The following is a 24,783-nucleotide window of genomic DNA, read 5'->3' as shown; positions in this document are numbered from 1 at the left end:
GAAGTTCCTGATCGCCAACGTGCTGGGCGGCGTCGTCTGGGCCGGCGGCACGACCCTGCTGGTCTACAAGGTCGGCAAGAGCATCGAGCCGTGGCGCCTTGGTTCCGGGGAGCGGGGCCGCAGCCGTTTCCGGCGCCGCCGTCACGCCGGACCGCCGGTGACAGCGGGGTGACAGCAGCGCCGGCCGCGCGACAGCCCGCTGACAGCCGGGCCGGACAGCCTGGGGGCATGACACGAATCGCCACCGCCCCGAACGACCGGTCCGGCTCCCGGCAAGCCGTCGCCGCGGGCAACGCCGTCGAGGTCCACGGCATCGTCAAGCACTTCGGCGACACCTTGGCCCTCGACGGGGTCGACCTCACCGTCCGCGAGGGCACCGTCCTCGCCCTGCTCGGCCCCAACGGCGCCGGCAAGACCACCCTGGTGCGGATCCTCTCCACGCTGATCAAGCCGGACGCCGGCACCGCGTTCGTCGGTGGCTACGACGTCCTGCGCCAGCCCAAGCAGCTGCGCCGCACGATCGGCCTGACCGGCCAGTACGCGTCCGTCGACGAGCTGCTCTCCGGCTACGAGAACCTCTACCTGATCGGCCGGCTGCTCGACCTCTCCAGCCGCGACGCCAAGGCCCGGGCCGGCGAGCTGCTGGAGCGCTTCTCGCTCACCGAGGCCGCCAAGCGGATCGCCAAGACCTACTCCGGCGGCATGCGCCGGCGCCTCGACCTGGCCGCCAGCATGATCGGCCGCCCCCGGGTGCTCTACCTGGACGAGCCCACCACCGGCCTCGACCCGCGCACCCGCAACGAGGTCTGGGACGAGGTGCAGCGGATGGTCGCCGACGGCAGCACCGTGCTGCTGACCACCCAGTACATGGAGGAGGCGGAGCAGCTCGCGAACGAGCTGACCGTCATCGACCGGGGCAAGGTGATCGCCAGTGGCGGCGTCGCCGAGCTCAAGGCCAAGGTCGGCGGCCGGATCCTTCAGGTCCGCCCGGCAAACCCGGCCGAGCTGCCGGAGATGGCCCGCTGCCTGCACGAGAACGGCGTCTCCGGCGCCACCTTCTCCCCCGACGACGGCCTGCTCGCGGTGCCGCTCGTCGACGAGCAGCAGCTCACCGCCGTGATCGGGGTGCTCGGCGGACGCGGCTTCGCGATCGCCGGCATCGACACCAAGGTGCCCAGCCTGGACGAGGTCTTCCTCGCCATCACCGGCAAACCCACCGCCGACGCGGCCACCGCGCCCGCCGCCGCCCTCGTCAAGGAGCCCGTCGCATGACCACCGCCACGCTCGCCCCCGCCCGGGCCGGGGAGACCCGCGCCGAGGACCCCCGGATCGGCCTGGCCGGCACCCTGCGCCACGTCGGCGCGCTGACCCGCCGCAACCTGATGCGGATCAAGGCCGACCCGGAGTCGATGTTCGACGCCGTGCTGATGCCGATCATCTTCACGCTGCTGTTCGTCTACGTGTTCGGCGGCGCCATCTTCGTCGGGGACCCGGACAAGTACAAGCAGTTCATCATCCCCGGCCTGCTCGGGCAGACCGGCATGACGCTGGCGCTGGCCGTCGGCACCGGGCTGAACAGCGACTTCCAGACCGGGGTGATGGACCGTTTCCGCACCCTGCCGATCGGCCGGGCCTCCGTCCTGCTGTCCAAGATCGCGGCGGAGACGCTGCGGGCCCTGCTCTCCTCCGCGATCCTGCTGACCTTCGCGTTCATCCTCGGCTTCGAGCTGAAGACCGGCGTGCCGGAGCTGCTGGCCGCGGTCGGCCTGTCGCTGGTGTTCGGCATGTCGATCGTCTGGATCTCGATGCTGCTGGGCATGTCGATGAAGAGCGCCCAGGCCGTCCAGGGCGTCTCCATGCTGGTCCTGATGCCGATGCAGTTCGGCAGCTCGATCTTCGCACCGACGAACACCATGCCGGGCTGGCTGCAGGCCTTCACCAAGGTCAACCCGCTGTCCGCGCTGGCCGACGCCGCCCGCGCGCTGCTCAACGGCGAGGGGGCGGTGGCCCACCCGGTGATGGTCGTGCTGATCTGGTCCGCCGCCTCGACCGCGATCTTCGCCCCGCTCGCGGTGGCGCGGTTCCGCAAGCGGGTGTGACGCCCGACGGCCGGCCCTCCGCGGGGGTGGGGACCGGCCGGGGCGACCGGGGCCGTCCCGCGAAGTCGGCGGGGCGGCCCTAACCGATCAGCTCGTCCAGGGCGTCCTGCGTCTGCCGCGGCGTCATGCCGTCGCCCTCGGCGCGGGCGGCCTCGTACGCCTCGTCCCCCAGCAGGGCCCGCAGGGCGACCGCCGAGCGCTCGCGGTCCATGCGGTCCAGGTAGCCGCCCTTCGGGCCGTTCAGCCCGTTGTGGGCGCCGAGCAGCACGGCGGCCAGGCGGGCCTTCGCGAGGTCGCCGTCGCGCTCGGCGAAGGCGCGCAGCACACCGGCCACGGCCGGCACGACCATCACCGTCATCTGCTCGGCGAAGCCGCTCGCGCCCTCCATCGCCCGCAGCAGCCGCCGGCCGTCGCGCATCATGGCCAGCCCCTCCTCCGGGCGGCCGGCCCGGGCGGTGATCCAGCCGCGGGCGGTGGCGAGCAGGCCGGCCACCACGCCGGGCGAGAAGCCGCCCACCTGGGACACGTCCAGCCGGTCCAGTTCGGCCAGCGCCCGGTCGTACTCCCCGCGTTGGGTGTGGATGCCGCACAGCGTCAGGCGTCCGAAGAGGAGCGCGCCGTTGACGGACTGGTACGCGCTCGTGGGGTCGATCCCGTCGAGCGTCTCCCGGATGATCCGCTCGCCGCGGTCCATGTCCAGCTCCAGCACGGCGGCGCCGAGGTTGACCCGCAGGATCGGCACCTCCTGCGGGGCGCCGAGTTCCTCGGCCAGCTCGATCGCCTGCTCGTACGCGGCGGCGGCCTCCGCCGGCTCGCCCACGTTGGCCAGCGCCTCGCCGCGGGCGGCCAGCGCCTGGGAGACGCCCCAGAGGTCCCCGGCCTCGCGGCACAGCTGCAAGGACCGCTCGCCGTCGCGGATGCCCTGCTCCGCGCCGCCGGGCCAGTCGTTCATCATCTTGGCCCGGATCTGCAGGATGAACGCGAGGTCGGTCAGCTCGCCGTGCTCCTCGCAACCGCGCACGGCGTCGTCCATCAGGTCCTTCATCAGCTCCAGCCGGCCGGCCAGGAAGGCCCCGAACACCCGCATCAGCGCCGGGAACCGGTAGGACTGCGGCAGCTCGGGGGTGTAGGCGTCGAGCAGGTGCTGCGAGACCGCGATCGCCTGCTGGTCGCCGAGCACCTCCAGGTTGCCCTCGAACAGCCCGATCAGGCGGTGCATCGCGAGCAGCCGGCGGGCCTCCTCGACGACGCCCTCGGGCATCGGCACGCCGTACGCGAGGACGTTGCGCTCCAGCGGCACGGGGGCCGGTGCGGCCGGGTCGAACGGGTCCGGGCCGATCGCCGCGATCGCGGTGTACCAGCCGCGCGCCTCCATGCTGTAGCCGCGCAGCGACCAGTACCAGCTCATGCCGAGGGCGAGGGCGAGGGCCTGCTCCTCGTCCCGCCGGTCGACCGCGCGGCGCAGCGCGGCCCGGATGTTGTCCTGCTCGCGCTCCAGCACCGCCAGCCAGTGGAGTTGCTGCGGGCCGTGGATGCTCAGGTCGGCGGTGGCGACCAGCTCGCGGAAGTGCGCGACGTGGCGGCCCTCCGTCTCGGCGTCCTCGGCGGCCTCGCCAAGGCGCTCCTCGGCGTACTCGTGGATGGTCTCCAGCATGCGGTAGCGCGGCAGGCCCGCGCCGCCGAGGTCGGCGACCAGGAGGGACTTGTCCACGAGGGAGAGCAGGAGGTCGGCGACCTCGGTGCGGGTCACCTCGACGCCGTCGGCGCAGATCGCCTCGGCGTCCTCCAGGCGCCAGCCGCCGGCGAACACCGACAGCCGCCGCAGGACGGCCCGTTCGCGCTTGCCGAGGAGGTCCCAGCTCCAGTCGACCACCGCGCGAAGGGTCTGCTGGCGCGGCAGGAGGGTGCGGCTGCCGGCGGTGAGCAGGGCGAAACGGCCGTCCAGGCGGTCGGCGATCTGGCGGGCCGTCATCACCCGCAGCCGGGCGGCGGCGAGTTCGATGGCGAGCGGCAGGCCGTCCAGGCGGCGGCAGATCTCGGCGCAGGCCTCCGGCTCGCTGGCCGGGTCGTAGCCGGGGCGGGCGGCGGCGGCCCGTTCGCCGAGCAGGCGCAGCGCGACGGGCGCGGGCAGCGGCTCGACCGGCACGACCGTCTCGCCGGGCACGCCGAGCGGTTCGCGGCTGGTGGCGAGCACGGTGAGGCCGGGGCACTCGACGAGCAGGGTGGCGGCGAGGTCGGCGGCGGCCTGGATCAGGTGCTCGCAGTTGTCGAGGACGAGCAGCATGCGGCGGTGGGCGCAGTGCTCGACCAGCCGGCGCAGCGGGTCCTCGACGCGCTTCTCGATGACCTCGGCGACCATGCTGCCGGTGTGCAGGACGGTCTCGCGCAGGCCGAGGGCGGAGAACACGGCGGCGGGGACGGCCTCCGGGCTCTCCAGCGGGGCGAGTTCGGCCACCCAGACGCCGTCCGGGCGGCGGCCGGCGGCGAGTTCGGCGCGGCCGGCCTCGACCGCGAGGCTGGTCTTGCCCGAGCCGCCGGGACCGGTCAGGGTGACCAGCCGACTGGCCGTCAGGGCCTCGCGCAGGGCGGCGAGGTCGCTCTCGCGGCCGACGAAGCTGGTGAGCCGGCCGCGCACGTTGCCTGCCGCGCGCACGGGCGGCGCCTTCGGCGGCGGCGGGGCCTCCTCGGGTGCCAGCAACTCGGTGTAGACGTCCTGGAGTTGGCGGCCCGGGTCGACGCCCAGCTCGTCGGCGAGGGCGCGCCTGGTCCGCTCGTAGTGGCGCAGCGCCTCGGCCGTCCGGCCGCTCCCGTGCAGCGCGCGGAGCAGCAGGTGCTGCCAGGGCTCGTCCAGCGGGCGCCGCTCGCAGTGCTCGGCGAGCTCGGCGACCAGGTCGGCGGCCCGGCCGAGGCCGAGTTCGGCGGTGATGCGGTGCCGGTGGGCCTCGTCGCGCTGGGCCTCCAGCCGGGTGGCCGGGCCGCGGTCCGGCAGGTCGGCCAGCGCGGGGCCGCGCCACAGCGCGAGGGCGGCCCGCAGCCGCTCGGCGGCGAGCGCGTGGTCGCCGGTGTCCAGCGCCCGGCGGCCCTCGGCGGACAGCCGGCGGAACTCGGCGAGGTCGGTGGCCGGGCCGGTCAGCCAGTACCCGGCCGGGCCGGAGCCGATCTCGTCCCGGCCGACGGTGCGGCGCAGCCGGCCGACCAGGGTCTGCAGGGCGGCCGAGGCGTCCTGCGGCGGTTCGGCGTCCCACACCTCGTCCACCAGGAGGTCGGCCGGCACCGGCCGGCCCTCGCGCAGGACCAGCGCGGTGAGCAGCGCGCGCAGCCGGGCGCCGCCGAGCGGGACCGGCGTGCCGTCGTCGTGGTGGGCCGTGGTGGTTCCGAGGATGCCGTAATGCACCGGACCATTCTGGTCGATGTCCGGCCGCGGGGGCGCACAATTGTCCGGGCACCGGCCGGGCCCCGGAACCCTGGCAAGGGCTCCGGACGTTCACCCGGGGCGGCTTGTCCGCCCACCGCCCGCCCGGCATGATCGGTACACCGCGCATCCCCTACCCCCGGAGCACCACGCCATGACCTTCGCCGCAACGCAGCGCTCGCGCAGCGACGACCGCCGGATCAGCCCGGTGTTCTGGGTGCTCCTCGCCATACTGGGCACGTCCGGCTGGGCGGTGTACGCCGGCTACGGCAACGCCTCGTTCGGGGTGTTCCTGTTCGTCGTCGCGGGCTGGATGGTCTCGCTCTGCCTGCACGAGTACGCGCACGCGCGCACCGCGCTGCACGGCGGCGACATCAGCGTCGGCGCGAAGGGCTACCTGACGCTCAACCCGCTCAAGTACACCAACGTGCTGCTCAGTTTCGTGCTGCCGATCGTCTTCGTGATCCTCGGCGGCATCGGCCTGCCCGGCGGCTCGGTCTGGATCGAGCGGCACCGGATCCAGGGGCGGCTCAAGCACAGCCTGATCTCGGCGGCCGGGCCGCTGGTGAACCTGCTGTGCGCGGCGCTGCTGCTGATCCCGATCGGCGCGGGCTGGCTGGACGACCCGACGGTGCACGCGGTCTGGAACGGCTACGAGCTGAACGTCTCGCCGTTCGCCGGCGCGCTCGGCTTCCTCGGCCTGCTCCAGCTCAGCGCGGCCCTGCTGAACCTGCTGCCGGTGCCGGGCCTGGACGGCTACGGGATCATCGAGCCCTGGCTGTCGTACAACGCGCGCCGCGCCGTCGAGCCGTTCGCCCCGTACGGGATGCTGGCGGTCTTCGCGCTGCTGTGGCAGCCGGAGGTCAACTCGTACTTCTTCGGGGCCGTCCACGGCCTGATGAACCTGTTCGGCGTGGACGCCGACTACGCGACGCTCGGCCGCTACCTGTTCAGCTTCTGGAAGAACTAGCCCTGCTCGGCGGCCTGCTCGGCGAGCTTCGCGCGGCGGCGGTTCATCCACAGCACGTTGCTCGCCACGCCCGCCAGCGGGATCCAGATCAGGCCCAGCCAGAAGCCCTGGGTCAGCGAGACCACGGCGGCGGCCAGCGCGAGGACGACGACGATCAGGGCGAAGACGGACGTGCGAGGCATGGCGCGGGGCTCCTAGGGCGGGAACGGTCGGCCGGGGGCGGCCGGCACCCATTGTCGCCGACCTCACCCCCGGGCCCCCGCCGGGGGTGAGAGCGACACGACTCAGACGTCCGTGATCCGCAGGCCCGCGTGCGCCTTGTAGCGGCGGTTGACCGAGATCAGGTTGGCCACCAGCGACTCCACCTGGTGGGCGTTGCGCAGCCGGCCCGCGAAGATGCCCCGCATGCCGGGGATCCGCTCGGCGAGCGCCTGCACGAGGTCGGTCGCGGCGCGCTCGTCGCCGAGGACCATCACATCGGTGTCGATCCGCTCCACCGACTCGTCCTGCAGCAGCACCGCCGAGAGGTGGTGGAACGCGGCGGTGACCCGCGAGTCCGGCAGCAGCGCGGCGGCCTGCTGCGCGGCGCTGCCCTCCTCGGGCACGAGCGCGTAGGCGCCCTGCTTGTCGAAGCCGAGCGGGTTCACGCAGTCGACGACGACCTTGCCGGCCAGCTCCTCGCGCAGGGCGGTGAGGGTCGCGGCGTGCCCGTCCCACGGGACGGCGATGATCACGATGTCGCTCTCCCGGGCGACGGTGGCGTTGTCGGCGCCGCGCACGCCGAGGCCCAGTTCGGCGGCCGAGGCCTCGGCCCGGGCGGCGTCGCGCGAGCCGATGATCACCTGCTGGCCGGCCTTGGCCAGCCGCAGGGCCAGCCCGCGCCCCTGGTCGCCGGTGCCGCCGAGGACGCCGACCACCAGCTGCGAGACGTCCGGCAGCTCACGGGCCGGGTTTGTCGCTGAATCGAGGGAAGTCATGGGCCGATCCTGCCAAATCCCTCGCCGGGCCGACATTCTGAGGGCCATGGACGCGGTGAGAGTTTCGGCACTCCAGGAGCGGCTGGCCGGCACCGGCTGGCTGGAGCTGGTCGGCCACTTCGCCGGAGCGCTGCACCGTTCGGTGTCCCGGCGCCGGGCGGACGGGCTGCTGCTGGTCGGCACCGAGGCGTACGAGCCCTGGCACCTGGCCGCCCACCTGGATGACGAGGCCGCCTGGTCGGACGTCCCCCGGCTGGCGCCCACCCTGCTGCGCCACCGTCCGCCGGCCGGCGCCCCGGCGCACCTGGCGCACGACCTGCGCCGGCTCACCGAGGCCCGGCGCGGCGCCACCGTCCTGGTCGTCGCCCCGCAGGCCGCCGGCGCGCCGCTGCTGGAGCGCGTCCAGGACGCCCGCCGGGGCGGCGCGACGGTGCTCGCGCTGGACGGCGGCGCCGAGGCCGGCGGGCCGGGCGACCTCGGTGGGCTGGCGCACGAGCGGCTGGCCGTCGGCACCGGCGACGAGGTGCCCTTCGACCTCGCCCAGCACCTGGTCTGCGCCGCCGCCGGGCAGCCCCCGGCCCGCCGCTCGGCGCTGGGCCGGCTCGCCGAGCTGGCCGCCCGCCTCACCGCCGAACCGGGGATCCGCCGCTGGTAGTACTGCCCAGCCGCGCGGAAAACCCGTTGCGGCGCCCGAACCGGCCGACCGAGGATGGTCGTTCGTGAACGACGGTGAACCACCTCATACCGGCCGGCTGCGCACCCTGCTGCGCTCGCTCCGACCGGACCTCGCCCCCTGGCGCTCCTCCCGCGAGTTCCGGCTGCTCTGGACGTCCGGCTGTGTGACGAGCTTCGGCAGCTTCCTCACCTACGTCGCGGTGCCGATGCAGATCAAGGACCTCACCGGCTCGTCCTTCGCGGTCGGCCTGGTCGGCGCCTTCGAGCTCGTCCCGCTGATCGTCTTCGGCCTCTGGGGCGGCGCGCTCGCGGACGCCCTCGACCGGCGCCGGCTGGTGCTGCTCTCCGAGGCCGGGCTGGGCCTCCTGGCCGCACTGCTCCTGCTCAACGCGCTGCTGCCGCACCCGCTGCTCTGGCCGGTCTACGCGGTCGCCGCGCTGGTCGCCGCGACCGACGGCCTCCAGCGCCCGGCGCTGGACTCGCTCGTCCCGCGGATCGTCCGGCACGACCAGCTCGCCGCCGCGTACGCCCTCAAGTCCCTCTACCACAACGCCGCTTCGGTGGCGGGCCCGACGCTGGCCGGTGTCATCGTCGCCTTCGCCGGGGTGCGGACGGCGTACGCGCTCGACGTCCTCACGTTCGCCGTGTCGCTGCTGCTGCTCGCCCGGATCCGGGCCGTCCCGCCCGCGAGCGATGCCGAACGCCCGTCGCTGCGGGCGGTGTTGACCGGCCTCCGGTACGCGTGGAGCCGCAAGGACCTGCTGGGCACGTACGCGATCGACACCTGCGCGATGCTGTTCGCCTTCCCCGTCGCCGTCTTCCCGTTCCTGGCCTCGGAGTTGGGCGCCGACTGGGCGCTCGGCCCGATGTACGCGGCCTCCGCCGCGGGCGCCCTGCTGGTCGGCGCGACCAGCGGGTGGACCTCGCGGGTCCACCGGCACGGCCGGCTGCTGGTCGTCGCGGCCATCGGCTGGGGCGCGGCGATGGCGCTGGCGGGCCTGGCCGGCAACGTCTGGGTGGTCCTGCTCGGCCTGGCCCTGGCCGGCGGCGCCGACCAGATCAGCGGGGTCGCCCGCTCGACCATGTGGAACCAGTCCATCCCGGACGAGCTCCGCGGCCGGATGGCCGGCGTGGAACTGCTCAGCTACTCGGTCGGCCCGCAGCTCGGGCAGGTCCGGGCCGGCACCATGGCCGGCCTGGTCGGCGTCCGGGCCGCCGTCTGGACCGGCGGCCTGGCCTGCGTCCTCGCCGTCCTCGCCGTCGCCGCGGCGCTCCCGAGCCTGCTCCGGTACGACGACCGCACCGACCCGCACACCGCCGCCGTCCGGGCCGAGCACGAACGGGCGGAGGGCGAACGGGCCGGCGGCGAGCAGGCCATCGGCGAGCAGGCCGGCGGCGAGAAGACAGCGCCCGCCGTCCCGTGACGCGCCGTTACTCGCTCTCGCCCTTCGGCTTGTCGGTCCAACGCGGATCGTTCTGCCACTCGCGGTTGCGCTCGTCGGCGAGCTGGAGGGCGTGCGCCGCCTCGTCCCGGCTGGCGTACGGGCCGAGCCGGTCCTTGGCCGGGCACTCGGGGCCCTCCTCGACCTTGCTGTGCTTGATGCAGTAGAACCACTCGCCGGGCTTGCCGGTCGGCGTGCGGCGGAATCCCAAGGGCATGGCTATCTCCTGAACGACTGAACGACGGCGGACGGTCCGCTCCAGATCATTCCCCGGCCGGGTCCGCTCCGCACACCGCCCAGCCGCACACCGCCCGGCCGCCCTGGGCCCGGCCGATAGACTCGCCGACATGGCTCTCGTACCCGGCATCCAGTCCCCCACCCGCAAGGTCCCGGCGCACATCGCGCGCCCCGAGTACGTCGGCAAGCCCGCGCCGACGCCGTACACCGGGCCCGAGGTGCAGACCGCCGAGACGATCGAGAAGATGCGGATCGCGAGCCGGATCGCCGCGCAGGCGATGGAGGAGGCGGCCAAGCTGATCGCCCCCGGCGTCACGACCGACGCGCTGGACGCCGTCGCCCACGCGTACATGTGCGACCACGGCGCCTACCCGTCCGACCTCGGCTACCGCGGCTTCCCCAAGTCGATCTGCACCTCGATCAACGAGGTGATCTGCCACGGCATCCCGGACTCGACCGTGCTCCAGGACGGCGACATCGTCAACATCGACGCCACCGCCTACATCCACGGCGTGCACGGCGACCTCAACGCGACCTACCTGGTCGGCGACGTGGACGAGGAGTCCCGGCTGCTGGTCGAGCGGACCAGGGAGTCCCTCAACCGGGCGATCAAGGCGGTCAAGCCGGGCCGTCAGATCAACGTGATCGGCCGGGTCATCGAGTCCTACGCCAAGCGCTTCGACTACGGCGTCGTGCGGGACTTCACCGGCCACGGCATCAACACGTCGTTCCACTCCGGCCTGATCGTCCCGCACTACGACAGCGAGCGGGCCACCGAGGTGATCAAGCCCGGGATGACCTTCACCATCGAGCCGATGCTCACCCTCGGCACCTACGACTACGAGATCTGGGCGGACGGCTGGACGGTCGTCACCAAGGACCGCAAGCGCACCGCCCAGTTCGAGCACACCCTGGTGGTCACGGCGGACGGCGCGGAGATCCTCACCCTGCCGTAAGCCGTCCCGGGCGCCGTCAGCCGATGAGCCACTGCTCCTCGGCCACGGCGCCCACCTCGGTGCAGGCGTCCGTCAGCACGTCCAGGACGCGCAGCGGGTCCGGCAGGGGCAGCTCGGGCCCGCGCAGCCAGTGCACCTGGGAGCCGTCCGGCAGCGCGGCCGGCGGCAGCAGGGTGTACGAGCCGCGGCAGTGCCAGCGCAGGCCGGGGTGCTCGGACATGGTGTCCGGCGTGGAGTCGAGCGCGCTCGGCCACCACTCGTCCTCGTCCTGCGGGGTGCCGCGGGTGGCGGTGAAAAACAGGTAGCGGTCCTCGCCGACGGCGGCCACCGGGCCCTCGACGCCGAGCGCCGTCAGCCGCTCCAGGGCGAGCCGGCCGGCCTCGGCCGGGACGTCCAGGACGTCGTGCGCGCGGCCGGTGGCGGTCACGAAGTTGGCGTGCGGGTCGCGGGAGAGCCAGCGGGCCAGCTGTTCCGGATCCGTGGTGGCCTGGGTCTGCCAGGCGAAGGACACCGGGTGCTGGGCCGGCGCCGGACACGCGACCCGGTCGCACGAACATCGGTAGCCGGCCGGATGCGCGGCGGGCGCGAGCGGGAAACCGGCGCGGACGGCGCCGAGCAGCTGATCCAGTCGGGCGGCGGGAGTGTCCGCGTCGCCCGGGCGGGCCCGCTCACGCTCACGCTTCTGCCACCAGGTCGTCCACCTGCTGCCGGCTTCCATCGGGCCCCTTCCGCGCACTGCCGTGCCTGGTGCGACACAGCGTTCGACGTACCTCTCCGACGCAACGCACGGCGCCCCCCGCTGCTTCCCGGGTCGGTGCTCGGCCTTGCCGTCCACGCCCTGCCGGCCGGAGCCGGGGTCACCGGACGGCCGACGCCCGGGTCACGGTACGGAGTCGCGGCAGCGCTCGGGCTGCGGCTCGAAGGCCCGGAAAGCACGCCGATCCGCGCCTCGCCAGGCCCGTACGGGGCCCGCTCACCCGGGTGAACCCCGAGGGCGTAACAGGAAGGATAAGGGTGCGCGGGGCCTTCGGATGACCGGGGGCGGTGCCTCGCCGGTCACACTCCCGGCACGCGGCGGCCACAAGGCCCCCTCGGCCGGTCCGCCGCAACGTTACCCACGGCACCACCTGCGGCGTCGCGCCGTCCCACCCGCGCCGTCCCACCCGCGCCACCACCCGCGCCACCACCCGTAACGTCACCCGCCCGGAGGTGAGACCCTGGTGGGGTGAAAGCGGAGACCGAATTCGTCGGCGGCCCCCTGGACGGCCAGTTCCTCGCCATCGAGGTGGGGATGATGCTCGGCGTGCCCAAGACCTACAAGGTGCCGGTCCCCGCGCACGGCGACACCCCCGCGCGCACACTGGTGTACGTCCGGTCCAAGCAGGTGCACGGCACCCGCTGGTTCTGGCGCTACGAGTACGACGAGGCGGCCACCGAGCGCGCGTCCGGCTGACGCCCCGCGCCGCGGCGCCTCCGCAGCCTCCCCGGGAGGACGGCCATGGCGAGAACCGTGCGGCACCCCAGGAGCAGGACCGAGGCGATCGCGCACCACAACCGGCAGGTGGCCGGCGTCACCGCGGCGCTGCTGGTCGTGATCAGCCTCTACACCGTCGTCATCGGGCCCGACGGCTGGCTCTGGTTCGGGTGGGCGGTGCTGCTGCTCGCCTGCGTGGCCCTGTTCACGGTCCGAGGCTGAGCCCCTTCCCGAGCCGGCTCGCGAGCAGCGGCACCGCCCTTGTCCCCCCGGTGACGGTCAGTCATCCTCGGCGAGGATCAGGTACAGCTTCTTCCGGGCCTCGGTCAGCACCGCGAGGCCCTTGGTGCGCTGCGCCTCCGAGCCGGTGGCCATGACCTGACGGATCGCCTGGTCGACCGCGGCCAGCGCCTGGCCGACCTCCTGGACGGCCTCCCAGTCGACCTCCCGGCCGGCCTCCGCCCACGGCTCCGCGGGCCCGGCCTCGGCCTCGGCCCGGCCCGCCTCGGTGAGCGAGACCAGCCGCTTGCCGCCGACCTCCTCCGCGACGATCAGGCCCTCCTCCTCCATCAGCTGGAGGTTCGGGTAGATCGAACCCGGGCTCGGCCGCCAGGCCCCGCCGGTCCGCTCTGTGATCTCGGCGATCATCTCGTAGCCGTGCATCGGCCGCTCCTTGAGCAGCGCCAGCAGCGAGGCGCGGACGTCCCCGCGCCGCGCCCGGCCGCCCCGCCGCCCGTGCGGACCGCCGCGCCGGCCGCCGCGTCCACCGAAGCCGTGCCCGTACGGGCCGCCCATCGGGTGACCGGGGCCGCCGCCGAACGGCGGACCGAAGCCGCCGAACGCCGCACGGCGCTCGTAGCCCTCCCCCGGCATCCCCAGGGACTCCGGGCCCGGGCCCCGGCGCCTCTCGCCACGGGGGCCCTCCCCGCGAAATCGCATTCCTGAGCGCATCGCGCCCACCTCCTATGGTTCGACGAAACAGTCGAGTAACTGTCTCGATAGCTCGACGATATATCGGTGACTGTCGCTCGTCAACGGCTTAACGACATCCGACACGTCCGTGGAGCGCGGCGCCCGGCTCCCGTCGAGCCGCTACGGTGACGGGCATGGCCGGAGAACGTGATCTTTCGACGCTGCTGCGCGGCATGCGCCCGCTGCTCAACCCGGGGCGGTACGTCTACTGCACGCTGCCCGCGAAGGTGCCCGCCGGGATGCGCCCGGTGGTGACCGTCGCCGAACCCGAAGGGGTGACGGTGGTGCTCCCGCAGGAGGAGGCGGACGCGCTCGGGCTGCGGTACGAGTACGTGGCGGCCTGGATCACCCTGCAGATCCACTCGGCGCTGGAGGCCGTCGGGCTGACGGCGGCGGTCGCCGGCCGGCTCGCCGAGGAGGGGATCAGCTGCAACGTCGTGGCCGGCTTCCACCACGACCACCTGTTCGTCGGCGCCGACGACGCCGAGCGCGCCGTCCGGGCCCTGGACGAGCTCTCCGCCCGCTCCGCCTGACGGGGCCGCCGAGTGGCCGCGGCCGTCCACCCCTTCGACACTGGAGGCAGCCGCCCCGCCAGGGCCGGCCCCACCGGAAGGGAGACGGCCGCCATGGCCATCTGCGTCACCTGCGGCAACGACTACTGGCTCGCCTTCGAGATCAAGACGGTCACGGGCGACACCTACACCTTCGACAGCTTCGAGTGCGCGATGGAGAAGCTCGCGCCGCGCTGCGAACAGTGCAACGTCCGGATCGTCGGCCACGGCGTCGAGGTGGCCGGCATGTTCTTCTGCTGCGCCAACTGCGCCCGCGTCAACGGCGGCCTCGGCGAACAGATCCGCGACGCCGTCGGCGCCCACCCGGCATAACGACGGCCACCACGCACGGAGGCCCTCCGGGCCGCGCTGTTCGCGCGGGCCGGAGGGCCTCCTGCTGCGTAGGGACGGAAGAGTCGGCCTGTACGCCGGGTTCTGTCACCCGGGCTGCTTGCGCGGCCCGGGGAGACGGCCATCCATCTAGGGCTGCCGTTGCCGACAGCCTCGTGCGGTCTACCCGCGAGCTCGGGCGAGCAGCCCTCGAACACTCGCGCACGGTGCCCGGAGGCACCGATCTTGACCTTGCTCCAGGTGGGGTTTACCGAGCCGGCCGGGTCACCCCGGTCGCTGGTGGTCTCTTACACCACCGTTTCACCCTTACCCGCCGCAGAACGGCGGGCGGTCTGTTTTCTGTGGCACTGTCCCGCGGGTCACCCCGGGTGGGCGTTACCCACCACCCTGCTCTGTGGAGCCCGGACGTTCCTCGGCGGGTCTGGGACCCGTCGCGACCGCCCGGCCGGCTCTTCCGCCGTAATGGTCATCGTAGCCGCTCCGGCGGAGCCTCCCGAACTCCGGTCCGGACCGCGGGCGCATCCCCGCCGAGCCGGGCGGCGACCCGGGCCGCGGCCGCCGTCGCCCGGGCCGAGGTGGTGGCCACGCCGAGGGCCAGGATCGCTCCGCCGAGGCCCACCAGGATCCACCAGCCGGCGTGGCTGGCCGGCGCGAAACCGGTGGCCGGCGGGCCCACCACAGCCGAGGTGACGACCGTCCCGATCACCGCCACCCCGAGCGACTGGCCCACCTGCCGGCTCGTCGACGCGACGGCCGCCGCCACGCCCGCCTGGGCGCGCGGCATGCCGGAGACGGCCGCGTTGGTGATCGGCGCGTTGACCATGCCGAAGCCGAAGCCGAACAGCGCGTACGCGACGAGCAGCAGCACCGCCGGGGAGCCGGCCGTCAGCCTGGTCAGCAGCAACCCGCTCGCGGCCAGGCCGAGCCCGGCCGCGACCAGCGGCAGGCGCGGGCCGTGGCTGCCGACGATCCGTCCGGACAGCGGCGCGCAGACCAGCATCATCCCGGCCATCGGCAGCGTCCACAGGCCCGCCTCGACCGGGCCGTAGTGCCGGACGTCCTGCAGGTAGAGGGTGTTGAGGAAGAGGAAGCCGCCGAGCCCCGCGAACGCGCACACCGCCGTGACCGTGGCGCCGGTGAACGGCGGGCTGGCGAAGAACCGCGGGTCCACCAGCGGCTCGGCCACCCGCCGCTCCCACAGCGGGAACGCGACCAGCGCGGCCACGGCGACCCCGGCCAGGGCCAGGATCAGCGGGGACGTCCAGCCATTGCCGGGGCCCTCGATGATCGCGGCGGTGCCGCAGCCGAGCAACAGGACCATCAGCAGCTGCCCGACCGGGTCCAGGCGGCGCGGCTTCGGCGCGCGCGACTCGGGGACGTAACGGACGGTCAGCGCGACCGCGACCAGCGCGACCGGAACGTTGATCAGGAAGATCGACGGCCACCCGGCGCCGTCCACCAGGAACCCGCCGAGCAGCGGACCCATCGCCATCGAGATGCCGACCACCCCGCCCCACACCCCGATCGCCCGGGCCCGCTCGGCCGGGTCGGTGAAGGTGTTGGTGATGATCGACATCGCGACCGGGTTCAGCATCGACCCGCCCACCGCCTGGAGCGCCCGGAACGCCACCAGCCACTCCAGGCTCGGCGCCAGACTGCACAGCAGCGACCCGAGCGCGAAACACAGCAGCCCTATCTGGAACACCCGGCGCCGGCCGAACCGGTCGGCCACCGAACCGAACAGCATCAGCAGCGAGGCCAGCACGAGGGTGTACGCGTCGATGATCCACTGGAGGCCGGAGGCCGGGGCGTCGAGGTCGCGCTGGATCGCCGGCAGCGCGATGTTCACCACGGTGTTGTCGAGGCCGACGATGAACAGGCTCAGGCAGCAGATCGCCAGCACGAGCAGCCGGCGGCGCCGCCCGGGGGCGGAGGGGACGGCGGGGGCGGAGGGTTCGGGCACGGCACGATCCTCCCACCCCCGCTCGCCCCGGTGCGGCTCAGAGGGCCGCGAAGCGGACCGTCCGGGTGGCCGGATCGGCCGCCGCCAGCCGCACCCGGATCAGCCCGCCGAGCGGCAGCGGGGCCGGCCCGGCACCCGTACCGGCGCCTGTTCCGGCGCCTGTTCCGGCGGCGGCCCCGGGAACGGCCGGCCGGTCGCAGCGGGCCCGGACGGCCGGCTCGCGCAGCTGGACGGTGCCCGAGGTGGGCCGCTTCTCGTCCACGTCGATCACCACCGCCGTGAAGTCCTCGCCCTCCCGGCCCGCCAGCAGCTCCGCCTCCACCAGGTCCACGCAGGCCCGCTCGACCTCGGCCGAACGGCGGTCCCCGCCCGCCATCAGCGACGGCACGACGGGCAGCGCGTCACGCGTCCAGTCCGGCACGTCCTCCCCGGCGGCCACCGCGGCGCACACCTCCTGGGCGAACCGGTCGCCGAGCCGGCGCAGCGGCGCGGTGCAGTGCGCGTACGGCGCGGCCAGCGCGGCGTGGCCCGGCTCCGCGGGGGCGGACAGGCCGCGGGACTCGTCGAACGCGTGGTAGCCGGCGCCGCGCAGCAGCCCGGTGCACTCGTTGAGGAAGGCGGCGTTGAGCGGCACGTCCGGATCGAGCGAGCGGATCAGCTCCTGGTACGGGAGGCCGTCCGGCCAGGCCACGTCCAGTGCGCCGGCGATCCGGCGCAGCCGCGCGTACGCCCCGTCGGGCGCGGGCGGCAGGGTGCGCAGCAGGCCGACGCCCGCGTCCAGCATCAGCTCGGCCGCGGCCATGCCGGTGAGCAGCGAGATCTGGGCGTTCCAGCCGTCGGCCGGGCCGGGCGCGCGGTAGCCGAGGACGTACCCGTGCAGCGTCTCCTCGACCTCTTGCTCCGGCACCGGCAGGCTGATCCCGCCGCGCGCCCGCTCCTGCTCCTCGCGCAGCCCGCCGACGGTCGCGAGGAGGGCCAGCTGCTCGTCGGCCCCGCCGAGGTCGACGGCGCGCTGGACGGCCGCGTAGTCGAGGCGGCGGTGCGAGCGGACGACGGCGCGGCGGGCGTCCGCGAGCACGACAGCGCCGTCCGCGTCCAGGTCGAGCTGCCACAGCAGCGCCGGGCGGGGCTCGCCGGGCAGGAGGCTCGCGGCGTCCTCGGAGATCCGGGCGGGGTGCAGCGGGATGCGGTGGTCCGGGAAGTACAGCGTCTCGACCCGGCGGCGGGCCTCGGCGTCGATCGCCCCGCCCGGGCGGACGAAGGCGGCGACGTCGGCGATCGCGTAGTACACCCGGTAGCCGCCGCCCGGGCGGTGGGTGAGGTGCATCGCCTGGTCGAGGTCCCGGGAGCCGGGCGGGTCGACGGTGAACAGCGGCAGGTCGGTGGCGTCGTACTCGGGCATTCTGGGCCGCTCGGCCGCCTCCTCCGCCTCGGCCAGCACCGCCTCCGGCCACTCGGCGTGGATCTCCAGTCGGGTCCTGAGCTCGGCCAGTTCCGCGTTGATCCGGGCGGAGTCGGCGGCCTTGACGCGCAGTTTTCGGCGTGGCATGCACGTCAGCGTAGGGCGAATCGGGTGATTCCGGACGGAGGCTCGGCGTCCTCAGCGCCCCAGCAACTCCCTCAGGTGCTTGGCGGCGAGGGCGACGGAGTCGTCGTAGCCGCCGGTGGCCAGACGCAGCACGAAGGCGACGGCGTCGTCCGGGTGCGGGTCGGTGTAGGGCTCGCCGTTGTAGTCCAGGAACAGGAGCATCGCCTCGAAGGCGGTGCGCTTGTTCCGGTCGACCAGCGGGTGGTTGCGGGCGAGGCTCTGGCCGAGCGCGGCGGCCTTGGTCCAGAGGTCCGGGTAGGCGTCGGCGCCGAACAGGCTCGCCCGCGGGCGGCCGAGCGCGGAGAGCAGGGCGCCGAGGTCGCGGATGTTCTCCGGGCCGCCGGCGAGGTAGGTGACGTCGTCGAGGTCCAGGAACTCCGTCGGCCGGGTGGGCCCGGTCACAGGTCCTTCAGCCTCTCCAGCGTCTCGGCGTTGGCGGTGCGGATGCGGGCCACCATGGCCGCCCGGCGCTCGGCCCGGCCGGGCCGGGCCAGCCCCTCCGGGACGTCCGACTGCCGCACCTCGAACGCCAGCTCGGCGGTGTCGTCCCCGGCCGCCGCCCCGGTGACCCGCACCCGCCCGGCCATCACGGCCTGCGCGGCGGCGCGCAGCGCGAACTCCAGCGCCTGCCGCGTCTCCACGGGCAGATCGGCGGGCAGCCGGACGGACAGGGACTCCTCCACGGCGTCGTCGTCATCGCCGGGCACGAGGTCCAGGGGTCGCAGGGTCATCTCGCTCACTCTCCTCAACCACCCACCGTAACGGGCGACGCCGGCCAGCCCCACCGAATTGCCCCTGAGCAGCGCGAGCGGAGTTCGGGTCACAGCGCGGCGGACGGGCGGACGGGCGTCAGCCAACGGGTGTAAGGGTTCGTAGAGTTGGGGCGAGTGGTCGAGCATCGAGGGGGTTAGGTGATGAGTGCGACGAAGGCGACCGGGGTGGCCGTGTCGGCCGCGTTGGCGGGGCTCGGGGCGCTGCACGTGGTGTGGACGGTGACGCCGTGGCCGTTGCGGACTCCGGAGGAGTTCGCGGACACCGTGGTCGGCGCGGGCGACGGGCTGCCGCCTGCGGCCGCCTGCCTCGCCGTGGCGGGGCTGCTCGGGGCGGGCGCGTACCTGGTGGCGGCCGAAGCCGGCGTGCTGCCTCCGGCCGGGCCGCGACGGCTGCGGCGGGCCGGGGTGCGGGCCGTGTCCGGGGTGATGTTGGCGCGCGGGATCGGCGGGCTGGCGCTGTTCGGGAATTTCGTCGAGCGTTCGGAGCGGTTCACGCGGCTGGACAGCCGGTACTACTCGCCGCTCTGCCTCGCGCTCGGCGCGGGGGCGGCCGTGATCGCGGGGGCGGGTGTCGAGAGGCGCTCGCAGTAGGGTGGCGGAGTTCGATTGCCACAAAGTGTTGAGGAGTCCGCTGTGCTGGTGCTGTTGCCGCCCTCGGAGGGGAAGGCCGCGTCCGGGGACGGGGGCCCGGTGGCGCTCGACCGGCTGTCGTTGGCGGGGCTGACGGCGGCGCGGGGCGAGGTGCTGGAGGCGCTGGTCACGCTCTGCCGGGGTGACGAGGACACCGCCGCCGAGGTGCTCGGGCTCAGCCCGGGGCTCCGTGGGGAGATCGCGCGGAACGCCGGGCTGCTCTCGGCCGGGGTGCGGCCGGCCGGCGAGGTGTACACCGGGGTCCTGTTCGACAACCTGGGCCTGGCCACCCTGGACGAGGCCGCCCACGGCCGGGCCGAGCGCTCGCTGCTCGTGTTCTCCGGGCTCTGGGGCGCCGTGCGGATCGCCGACCGGATCCCGCCGTACCGCTGCTCGATGGGCGTGAAACTCCCCGGCCTGGGAGCGCTCGGAGCGTACTGGCGGAGCGCGATGGCCTCCGTGCTCCCGGAGGTCGCGGACGGGCTGGTGCTGGACCTGCGCAGTTCCGCGTACGCGGCCGCGTGGAAGCCGGCCGGCGAGGTCGTGTCGCGCACGGCGACCGTCCGGGTGCTCCAGGAGCGCAACGGCAAGCGCACGGTCGTCAGCCACTTCAACAAGGCGACGAAGGGCCGGATCGTCCGGGACCTCCTCGTCGCCGGCGCCGAGCCGAAGACCCCCGCCGAGCTCATGGACGCGCTGCTGGAGCTGGGCCACCGGGTGGAGCTCGCCGCTGAGGGCACGGCCCGCAAGCCGTGGCAGCTGGACGTCGTGGTCACGGACGTGCACTGAGCACGTCCGTGACGGGCTGCTCAGCGCAGGTGCGACGTGTCGTTGAGCAGCCGGACCGACGCGTTGCCGTCCGCGTAGTACTGGACGGCGCACAGCGAGGCCGCCGACAGCTCCATCCGGTACATCGAGTCCGGCGGGGCGCCGAGGGCCAGCCGGACCAGCGTCTTGATCGGGCTGACGTGGGACACGACGAGCACCGTCCGGCCCGGGTGGCGGGCGATGATCTTGTCGCGGGCGACGCCGGCCCGGTGGGTGAGCGTCGTGAAGCTCTCGTCGCTGCCGGTCGGCTTGGCCTTGGCGGAGCCGAGCCACGCCGTGAGGTCGTCCGGGTAGCGCTCGCGGACCTCGGCGAAGGTCAGGCCCTCCCACGCGCCGAAGTCGACCTCGCGCAGCCCCTCCTCGTACCGCACCTCCAGGCCGAGCCTGGCCGCGACGGTCTCGGCGGTCTGCCGGGTGCGCTGCATCGGGGAGGCGACGACCGCCTGGATGCTGCCGCGCGCGGCGAGCGCCTCGGCGGCCCGCTCGGCCTGCCAGCGGCCCTTCTCGGAGAGCTCGGGGTCGCTGCCGCCGCTGCCGGAGAACCGCTTCTCCGGGGTGAGCGCGGTCTCGCCGTGGCGCAGCAGCACGAAGGTGGTGGGGGTGCCGAGATCTGCCGGGGCGGCCCAGCCGGCCTTGGGGGCGGCGGTCTCCAGCGGCGGCTCCTCGGCCACGGCGGCCTTCGCGGGAGCGGGCTTCCTGGGCTCCCACTGGCGCCCCGCCTTGCCGGCGTCCATGGCCTCGTTGGCGAGCCGGTCGGCGTCCTTGTTCCGCTCGCGCGGGATCCAGGTGTACGTGACGCGGCCGCGCGGGAAGACGGTCTTCGCCTCGGCGGCGAGCGGCTGCATGTCGGGGTGCTTGATCTTCCAGCGCCCGGACATCTGCTCGACGACGAGCTTGGAGTCCATCCGGACGTCCACCGAGGCGTCCGGGTCGAGCTCGCGCGCCGCCCGGAGCCCGGCGATCAGGCCCTTGTACTCGGCCACGTTGTTGGTGGCGTGCCCGATGAACTCGGCGGCCTCGGCGACGATCTGCCCGGTGTCGCCGTCGCGGACGACCGCGCCGTAGCCGGCCGGCCCCGGGTTGCCCCGGGACCCGCCGTCCGCCTCGACGATGAAGCGCGCCGCCACCGGATCAGGCGCCCGAGTCGGCGGTGCGGACCAGGATCCGCGAGCAGTTCTCGCAGCGGACCACCTTGTCGGCCGGCTCGGCCTTGATGGCGTTCAGCTCGGTGATCGAGAACTCGGTGCGGCAGCCCTCGCAGCGGCGCTGGTAGAGGCGGGCCGCGCCGACGCCGCCCTGCGTCTCGCGCAGCTTGCTGTAGAGCTTCATCAGGTCGGCCGGGACGACGGCGGCGACGGTCTCGCGGTCGCGCCTGACCTTGTCGGCCTCGGCGTCGATCTCGGCGAAGGCGGCGTCCCGGCGGCCCTCGGCCTCGGTGAGGACGACGGTGGAGTGCTCCAGGCGGGCGGTCAGCTCGGTGACCCGGGTCTGCGAGCTCTCCAGGCGCTCCATGACCTCCAGCACGACCTCTTCGAGGTCGCCCTGGCGCTTGGCGAGCGAGCCGATCTCGTGCTGGAGGTTCTCCAGGTCCTTCGGCGAGGTGATCGCGCCGGAGTCGAGGCGCTGCTGGTTGCGGGCGGAGCGGGCGCGGACCTGCTCGACGTCCTGCTCGGCCTTGGTCAGCTCGCGGGCGGTGTCGCCCTCCTGGGCCTGGGCGGCGACGACCAGGTCCTTGAGGGCGGTGTGGTCGGCGGTGGCCTTCTCGATCTCGGCGTGCTCGGGCAGGCTGCGACGCCGGTGGGCCAGCTGGTCGAGCTTCGAGTCGATGGCCTGGAGGTCGAGCAGGCGGATCTGGTCGGCGGGCGCGGCGTTCAAGCGGAGAGCTCCTGTGAATCGGGTCAGGCGGGGAAGGACATGGGGGCGTGCGCGGTCCACGGGTCGGTGACCCGGTGGGAGACCTTGGTCTCCACGGCCCAGCCGCGCTCGTCGGCGGCGGCCCGCAGGGCCCGCTCGGCCAGGGTGAGCCAGGGCCACTCGGTGGCCCAGTGCGCGGCGTCGACCAGCGCGACCGGGGCCGCCTCGGCGGCCTCGGACGCCGGGTGGTGGCGCAGGTCGGCGGTGACGTAGGCGTCCACGCCGGCCGCCCGGACCTCGGCGAAGAAGCCGTCCCCGGAGCCGCCGCACACCGCGACCCGGCCGATCAGCCGCTCCGGGTCCCCGGAGGCGCGGACGCCGGCGGCGGTGGCGGGCAGGCCCTTGGCGACCTGCTCGGCGAAGGCGGCGAGGGTCAGCGGGGGCTCCAGCACGCCGATCCGCCCGGCGCCGCGGCGGCCGAGCGGGTCGGTCGGGTCCGGCACCAGCGGGCCGGTGACGGTGAGGCCGACGGCCTCGGCCAGGGCGTCCGAGACCCCGGGGTCGGCGTGGTCGGCGTTGGTGTGCGCGACGTGCAGGGCGATGCCGTTGCGGATCAGCGTGTGCACCACCCGGCCCTTGAAGGTGGTGGCGGCGACGCTGGTGGTGCCGCGCAGGTAGAGGGGGTGGTGGGTGACGACGAGGTCGGCGCCCCACTCCACGGCCTCGTCGACGACGGCCTGCACGGGGTCGACGGCGAACAGGACGCGGCCGACCTCGGCCCCGGGGTCGCCGCAGACCAGGCCGACGGCGTCCCAGGACTCCGCCCACTGCGGCGGGTAGACCTCTTCGAGTGCGGTGATGACGTCGGACAGTTTCGGCACCTGTCGAGACTACCGTGCGCGCGGGGGCGGTCGGGCCGCGGCCGCTCGGTCGTGGGGGCGGGCCGGGGGGCTCGGGGGCCCGGGCTGCGGGTTCGGCCGGAGTCCGCCGGACGGCCGAGCGCGTCGGACACGGGTGCCACCGGCGTACGGGCGCTCGTCAACCGGCGTACGGGCGCTCGTCAATCCGCTCCGATCCGCCGCTCGCGACCCCGGGCGCCGGGAGCGCGGGCCGCGCACGCCGGTGCGCCGGGCGCTCGTTGCTCACACCACGCCCTTCGCACGAATTCGAAACCCGTGCTGGATCACCCTTATGAGTGAAGTGACCGGCTGTGCGTTGAGCCTCTCCCGCCTCGAAAGTAACTTCACTTCTGCGAACGGGAGTTGCCCCGACCCAAGGTCGGGATGGCGCTCCACGGGTGGGGCCGCGGCCCGCCGGACGAGAGGCCGGGCCGCATCGCCCCCCGAAGGATCGCAACGGAAACCGATCAGGCCGTGCCGCGTCCCCGGGTGCCCGAGCAGTGGGCACCCGTGGGCAGCGGCCGAGACGAAGGGATGTGAATGCGGATGGGGGCGGGCACATCGCTGCGTACGGCCGGGGGCGCGGGATCGGTGGGCGGCGGGCCGGGTGCGACCGGTCCGTGGCCGGAGGCGGTACGGGCGGCGCTGGCCGGCGCCGGAGGCCGGGGAGGCGGCGGGGACTGGGAGGTCACCGTCGACGGCTTCTGGTGCACGGCCAGGCCGTCCGGGTCGGCACCGTTACCCGGACAGGGCTGGAAGCTGCACGTCAGCGCGGCCTCGGCGGTGGGCGAGGCGGTGCTCGCGGCCGTCGTGCGGGTGCTCGCCGACGACCCCTGCACGTTCAAGTTCGCGGCCGGGGAGCAGCGGCTGCGGGAGCTCAACTCGCGCAACAGCGATCGCGGTTCGGCGGGCAAGTTCATCACCGTCTACCCGGCGGACGACGGGCAGTTCCGGCGCCTCGCCGCGGCGCTCGACCGCGCGACGGACGGACTGCCCGGGCCCGTCGTGCTCTCCGACCGGCCGTACCGGCCCGGCAGCCGGGTGCACTACCGCTACGGCGCGTTCGCGGCGCGCGCCGAGCTCGGCAACGACGGGGAGTACCGCTCGGTGCTGCGCGGGCCGGACGGGGAGCGCGCGGTGGACGTCCGCGGGGCCTCGTACCGGGCGCCGGGGTGGGTGGGGGATCCGTTCGCTGGGGCGTCGTTCGGGCTGTCGTCCGGGGCGTCGCTTGGGCCGTCCGGGGCGTCGTCCGGGCCGTCGTCGAGGCCGGGGAAGGGGCGGCGGGGCGGTGGCGTCCTGCTCGCCGGGCGGTACGCGATCACGTCCGCCCTGCGGCACAGCACCAAGGGCGGGGTGTTCCTCGGCCGGGAGGCGGCGAGCGGCGCCGAGGTCGTGGTCAAACAGGCGCGCGCCCACATCGAGGTCGACCGCGCCGGCACGGACGCCCGCGACGCGCTGCGGCACGAGGCCGCGCTGCTGACCCGGCTGGCCGGGCGCGACCTGGCGCCGGCCGCGATAGAACTCATCGAGCAGGACGACTCCGTCTTCCTGGTGCAGGAACGAATCGCCGGACAACCGCTGGGCAGCTGGGTCTCGGCCCGCCTGCGCCGCGACGGCAGCCCCGCCGTCGACTGGACCGAGGCCGGGCCGATGGCCCGGGCCCTGCTCGACCTCGTCGAGCGGGTGCACGCAGAGGGGCTGGTCCTGCGCGACCTCTCCCCCGGGAACGTCATGGTGCAGCCCGACGGCGCCCTGCGGCTCGTCGACCTCGAACTCGCCGCCGACGCCGGCCACCACGCCGGCGCGGCCGGCACCCCCGGCTACCGCGCCCCCGAACAGGGCCCGGGCCGGCTCAGCCTGGTCACCGACGGCACCTGCCTGGCCGACCCCGCCGCCGACCTGTACGCCCTCGGCGGCCTCCTCTTCCTCCTCGCCACCGGCCACGACCCCCTGCTCCCCGAGGACCTCCCCCACGCCCGCCCCGTCACCGAACGCCTGACCCGCTGGCTCACCCTCGCCGCCCGGACCTCTCCCACCGCCGAGCCGCCACAGCAGGAACTTCTTTACCCGCCAGTGCAGCAGGTACACCGAGAAGCTCACCGCGCCGAGCCAGGTCATGAAGCGCGGCAGCC

General features: G+C 74.4%; 25 protein-coding genes, 1 other RNA gene and 2 pseudogenes. 14 read left to right on the top strand and 14 right to left on the bottom strand.

Going from position 1 to position 24,783, the window contains the following annotated elements; all coding sequences use genetic code 11:
- The 3 genes and pseudogenes from AB0O00_RS08555 to AB0O00_RS08545 all read left to right on the top strand — a co-directional run.
- Positions 1-79, top strand: a pseudogene (locus AB0O00_RS08555) (DedA family protein); the annotation flags it as partial.
- Positions 80-228: 149 nt separating this feature from the next.
- A complete protein-coding gene (locus tag AB0O00_RS08550; protein ID WP_363649508.1) occupies positions 229-1,272 on the top strand; it encodes an ATP-binding cassette domain-containing protein in 1,044 nt (347 codons plus the stop codon).
- Positions 1,269-2,099: an ABC transporter permease gene (locus tag AB0O00_RS08545; RefSeq protein ID WP_363649506.1), complete on the top strand. Its 831-nt coding sequence runs from the start codon at positions 1,269-1,271 to the stop codon at positions 2,097-2,099. Before AB0O00_RS08550 ends, AB0O00_RS08545 begins: the two co-directional genes overlap by 4 nt.
- A gap of 79 nt (positions 2,100-2,178) precedes the next feature.
- On the opposite strand, the gene AB0O00_RS08540 is transcribed toward AB0O00_RS08545, so the two are convergent.
- Entirely contained in the window at positions 2,179-5,493 is a 3,315-nt protein-coding gene (locus AB0O00_RS08540; protein ID WP_363649504.1) for a BTAD domain-containing putative transcriptional regulator, read from the bottom strand.
- A 172-nt stretch (positions 5,494-5,665) separates the two neighbouring features.
- Between AB0O00_RS08540 and AB0O00_RS08535 the strand changes: the two genes are divergently transcribed.
- Complete coding sequence (locus tag AB0O00_RS08535) at positions 5,666-6,481, top strand: site-2 protease family protein (protein ID WP_363649502.1); 816 nt, start codon at positions 5,666-5,668, stop codon at positions 6,479-6,481.
- On the opposite strand, the gene AB0O00_RS08530 is transcribed toward AB0O00_RS08535, so the two are convergent.
- Both AB0O00_RS08530 and npdG read right to left on the bottom strand, forming a co-directional pair.
- Positions 6,478-6,663: a hypothetical protein gene (locus tag AB0O00_RS08530; protein WP_363649500.1), complete on the bottom strand. Its 186-nt coding sequence runs from the start codon at positions 6,661-6,663 to the stop codon at positions 6,478-6,480. The genes AB0O00_RS08535 and AB0O00_RS08530 overlap by 4 nt on opposite strands.
- Before the next feature lie 102 nt (positions 6,664-6,765).
- Entirely contained in the window at positions 6,766-7,458 is a 693-nt protein-coding gene (gene npdG, locus AB0O00_RS08525) for an NADPH-dependent F420 reductase (RefSeq protein WP_363649498.1), read from the bottom strand.
- A gap of 46 nt (positions 7,459-7,504) precedes the next feature.
- Here npdG and AB0O00_RS08520 point away from each other — a divergent pair, with 46 nt between their 5' ends.
- The gene (locus AB0O00_RS08520) at positions 7,505-8,113 is read left to right on the top strand and encodes a hypothetical protein (RefSeq protein WP_363649496.1); all 609 of its coding nucleotides are present in this window, start codon (positions 7,505-7,507) and stop codon (positions 8,111-8,113) included.
- A 64-nt stretch (positions 8,114-8,177) separates the two neighbouring features.
- Positions 8,178-9,557 (top strand): MFS transporter, encoded by a 1,380-nt coding sequence (locus AB0O00_RS08515; RefSeq protein ID WP_363649494.1) that lies wholly within the window; start codon positions 8,178-8,180, stop codon positions 9,555-9,557.
- Between the two features lie 7 nt (positions 9,558-9,564).
- On the opposite strand, the gene AB0O00_RS08510 is transcribed toward AB0O00_RS08515, so the two are convergent.
- On the bottom strand, positions 9,565-9,792 hold the full coding sequence (locus AB0O00_RS08510; protein ID WP_363649492.1) for a hypothetical protein: 228 nt from the start codon (positions 9,790-9,792) through the stop codon (positions 9,565-9,567).
- 130 nt (positions 9,793-9,922) lie between these two features.
- Here AB0O00_RS08510 and map point away from each other — a divergent pair, with 130 nt between their 5' ends.
- On the top strand, positions 9,923-10,768 hold the full coding sequence (map, locus tag AB0O00_RS08505; RefSeq protein ID WP_363649490.1) for a type I methionyl aminopeptidase: 846 nt from the start codon (positions 9,923-9,925) through the stop codon (positions 10,766-10,768).
- Positions 10,769-10,784: 16 nt separating this feature from the next.
- Here map and AB0O00_RS08500 read toward each other — a convergent pair whose 3' ends face one another.
- The gene (locus AB0O00_RS08500) at positions 10,785-11,486 is read right to left on the bottom strand and encodes a bifunctional DNA primase/polymerase (protein WP_363649488.1); all 702 of its coding nucleotides are present in this window, start codon (positions 11,484-11,486) and stop codon (positions 10,785-10,787) included.
- 507 nt (positions 11,487-11,993) lie between these two features.
- Here AB0O00_RS08500 and AB0O00_RS08495 point away from each other — a divergent pair.
- Together AB0O00_RS08495 and AB0O00_RS08490 are read left to right on the top strand one after the other, a co-directional pair.
- Positions 11,994-12,221, top strand: a complete 228-nt coding sequence (locus AB0O00_RS08495) for a hypothetical protein (protein WP_363649486.1) — start codon at positions 11,994-11,996, stop codon at positions 12,219-12,221.
- A 45-nt stretch (positions 12,222-12,266) separates the two neighbouring features.
- Positions 12,267-12,464 (top strand): hypothetical protein, encoded by a 198-nt coding sequence (locus AB0O00_RS08490; RefSeq protein WP_363649484.1) that lies wholly within the window; start codon positions 12,267-12,269, stop codon positions 12,462-12,464.
- Between the two features lie 57 nt (positions 12,465-12,521).
- On the opposite strand, the gene AB0O00_RS08485 is transcribed toward AB0O00_RS08490, so the two are convergent.
- The gene (locus tag AB0O00_RS08485) at positions 12,522-13,115 is read right to left on the bottom strand and encodes a PadR family transcriptional regulator (RefSeq protein WP_363649482.1); all 594 of its coding nucleotides are present in this window, start codon (positions 13,113-13,115) and stop codon (positions 12,522-12,524) included.
- A 233-nt stretch (positions 13,116-13,348) separates the two neighbouring features.
- Here AB0O00_RS08485 and AB0O00_RS08480 point away from each other — a divergent pair, with 233 nt between their 5' ends.
- Together AB0O00_RS08480 and AB0O00_RS08475 are read left to right on the top strand one after the other, a co-directional pair.
- A complete protein-coding gene (locus AB0O00_RS08480; RefSeq protein WP_363649480.1) occupies positions 13,349-13,747 on the top strand; it encodes an ACT domain-containing protein in 399 nt (132 codons plus the stop codon).
- 93 nt (positions 13,748-13,840) lie between these two features.
- A complete protein-coding gene (locus tag AB0O00_RS08475; RefSeq protein ID WP_030056921.1) occupies positions 13,841-14,098 on the top strand; it encodes a hypothetical protein in 258 nt (85 codons plus the stop codon).
- A gap of 75 nt (positions 14,099-14,173) precedes the next feature.
- Here AB0O00_RS08475 and rnpB read toward each other — a convergent pair.
- From rnpB to AB0O00_RS08450, 5 genes are all read right to left on the bottom strand, one after another.
- Positions 14,174-14,569, bottom strand: an RNA gene (gene rnpB / locus AB0O00_RS08470) — RNase P RNA component class A.
- Between the two features lie 13 nt (positions 14,570-14,582).
- Entirely contained in the window at positions 14,583-16,079 is a 1,497-nt protein-coding gene (locus tag AB0O00_RS08465) for an MFS transporter (protein ID WP_363649477.1), read from the bottom strand.
- A 37-nt stretch (positions 16,080-16,116) separates the two neighbouring features.
- The gene (locus AB0O00_RS08460; protein WP_363649475.1) at positions 16,117-17,628 is read right to left on the bottom strand and encodes an RNB domain-containing ribonuclease; all 1,512 of its coding nucleotides are present in this window, start codon (positions 17,626-17,628) and stop codon (positions 16,117-16,119) included.
- A gap of 51 nt (positions 17,629-17,679) precedes the next feature.
- Complete coding sequence (locus AB0O00_RS08455; RefSeq protein ID WP_363649473.1) at positions 17,680-18,069, bottom strand: type II toxin-antitoxin system death-on-curing family toxin; 390 nt, start codon at positions 18,067-18,069, stop codon at positions 17,680-17,682.
- Positions 18,066-18,398 carry a hypothetical protein gene (locus AB0O00_RS08450; RefSeq protein ID WP_363649471.1) on the bottom strand — a complete coding sequence of 111 codons (333 nt, stop codon included), beginning with the start codon at positions 18,396-18,398 and terminating at the stop codon, positions 18,066-18,068. The genes AB0O00_RS08455 and AB0O00_RS08450 overlap by 4 nt, the downstream gene beginning before the upstream one ends.
- 183 nt (positions 18,399-18,581) lie before the next feature.
- On the opposite strand from AB0O00_RS08450, the gene AB0O00_RS08445 reads away from it, so the two are divergent.
- Together AB0O00_RS08445 and yaaA are read left to right on the top strand one after the other, a co-directional pair.
- Positions 18,582-19,031: a DUF3995 domain-containing protein gene (locus AB0O00_RS08445; RefSeq protein WP_363649469.1), complete on the top strand. Its 450-nt coding sequence runs from the start codon at positions 18,582-18,584 to the stop codon at positions 19,029-19,031.
- Positions 19,032-19,073: 42 nt separating this feature from the next.
- A complete protein-coding gene (gene yaaA, locus AB0O00_RS08440; RefSeq protein ID WP_363649467.1) occupies positions 19,074-19,859 on the top strand; it encodes a peroxide stress protein YaaA in 786 nt (261 codons plus the stop codon).
- A 20-nt stretch (positions 19,860-19,879) separates the two neighbouring features.
- Here the strand turns inward: yaaA and AB0O00_RS08435 are convergent, their stop codons facing one another.
- The 3 genes from AB0O00_RS08435 to AB0O00_RS08425 are packed head-to-tail and all read right to left on the bottom strand — an operon-like array spanning position 19,880 to position 22,633.
- Positions 19,880-21,025 carry a bifunctional RNase H/acid phosphatase gene (locus AB0O00_RS08435; protein WP_363649465.1) on the bottom strand — a complete coding sequence of 382 codons (1,146 nt, stop codon included), beginning with the start codon at positions 21,023-21,025 and terminating at the stop codon, positions 19,880-19,882.
- A 4-nt stretch (positions 21,026-21,029) separates the two neighbouring features.
- Entirely contained in the window at positions 21,030-21,773 is a 744-nt protein-coding gene (locus AB0O00_RS08430; RefSeq protein ID WP_363649463.1) for a C4-type zinc ribbon domain-containing protein, read from the bottom strand.
- Positions 21,774-21,796: 23 nt separating this feature from the next.
- The gene (locus tag AB0O00_RS08425) at positions 21,797-22,633 is read right to left on the bottom strand and encodes a Nif3-like dinuclear metal center hexameric protein (protein WP_363649461.1); all 837 of its coding nucleotides are present in this window, start codon (positions 22,631-22,633) and stop codon (positions 21,797-21,799) included.
- A 564-nt stretch (positions 22,634-23,197) separates the two neighbouring features.
- Here AB0O00_RS08425 and AB0O00_RS08420 point away from each other — a divergent pair.
- A pseudogene (locus AB0O00_RS08420) lies at positions 23,198-24,783 on the top strand (hypothetical protein); the annotation flags it as partial.

Source organism: Kitasatospora sp. NPDC093558, assembly GCF_040683475.1.
Classification (GTDB): Bacteria; Actinomycetota; Actinomycetes; order Streptomycetales; family Streptomycetaceae; genus Kitasatospora.
Note: the sequence above shows the minus strand (reverse complement) of the source record. Positions and strands in the feature narration are given on the sequence as shown.

Bases quoted from the DNA above. Each gene is read 5' to 3' on its own strand.
- npdG (WP_363649498.1), bottom strand. From the start codon at position 7,458: ATGACTTCCCTCGATTCAGCGACAAACCCGGCCCGTGAGCTGCCGGAC.
- AB0O00_RS08475 (WP_030056921.1), top strand. From the start codon at position 13,841: ATGGCCATCTGCGTCACCTGCGGCAACGACTACTGGCTCGCCTTCGAG.
- AB0O00_RS08490 (WP_363649484.1), top strand. From the start codon at position 12,267: ATGGCGAGAACCGTGCGGCACCCCAGGAGCAGGACCGAGGCGATCGCG.
- AB0O00_RS08530 (WP_363649500.1), bottom strand. From the start codon at position 6,663: ATGCCTCGCACGTCCGTCTTCGCCCTGATCGTCGTCGTCCTCGCGCTG.
- AB0O00_RS08535 (WP_363649502.1), top strand. From the start codon at position 5,666: ATGACCTTCGCCGCAACGCAGCGCTCGCGCAGCGACGACCGCCGGATC.
- AB0O00_RS08460 (WP_363649475.1), bottom strand. From the start codon at position 17,628: ATGCCACGCCGAAAACTGCGCGTCAAGGCCGCCGACTCCGCCCGGATC.
- AB0O00_RS08485 (WP_363649482.1), bottom strand. From the start codon at position 13,115: ATGCCGGGGGAGGGCTACGAGCGCCGTGCGGCGTTCGGCGGCTTCGGT.
- AB0O00_RS08480 (WP_363649480.1), top strand. From the start codon at position 13,349: ATGGCCGGAGAACGTGATCTTTCGACGCTGCTGCGCGGCATGCGCCCG.
- AB0O00_RS08450 (WP_363649471.1), bottom strand. From the start codon at position 18,398: ATGACCCTGCGACCCCTGGACCTCGTGCCCGGCGATGACGACGACGCC.
- AB0O00_RS08550 (WP_363649508.1), top strand. From the start codon at position 229: ATGACACGAATCGCCACCGCCCCGAACGACCGGTCCGGCTCCCGGCAA.
- AB0O00_RS08500 (WP_363649488.1), bottom strand. From the start codon at position 11,486: ATGGAAGCCGGCAGCAGGTGGACGACCTGGTGGCAGAAGCGTGAGCGT.
- AB0O00_RS08545 (WP_363649506.1), top strand. From the start codon at position 1,269: ATGACCACCGCCACGCTCGCCCCCGCCCGGGCCGGGGAGACCCGCGCC.
- AB0O00_RS08445 (WP_363649469.1), top strand. From the start codon at position 18,582: ATGAGTGCGACGAAGGCGACCGGGGTGGCCGTGTCGGCCGCGTTGGCG.
- map (WP_363649490.1), top strand. From the start codon at position 9,923: ATGGCTCTCGTACCCGGCATCCAGTCCCCCACCCGCAAGGTCCCGGCG.
- AB0O00_RS08520 (WP_363649496.1), top strand. From the start codon at position 7,505: ATGGACGCGGTGAGAGTTTCGGCACTCCAGGAGCGGCTGGCCGGCACC.
- AB0O00_RS08510 (WP_363649492.1), bottom strand. From the start codon at position 9,792: ATGCCCTTGGGATTCCGCCGCACGCCGACCGGCAAGCCCGGCGAGTGG.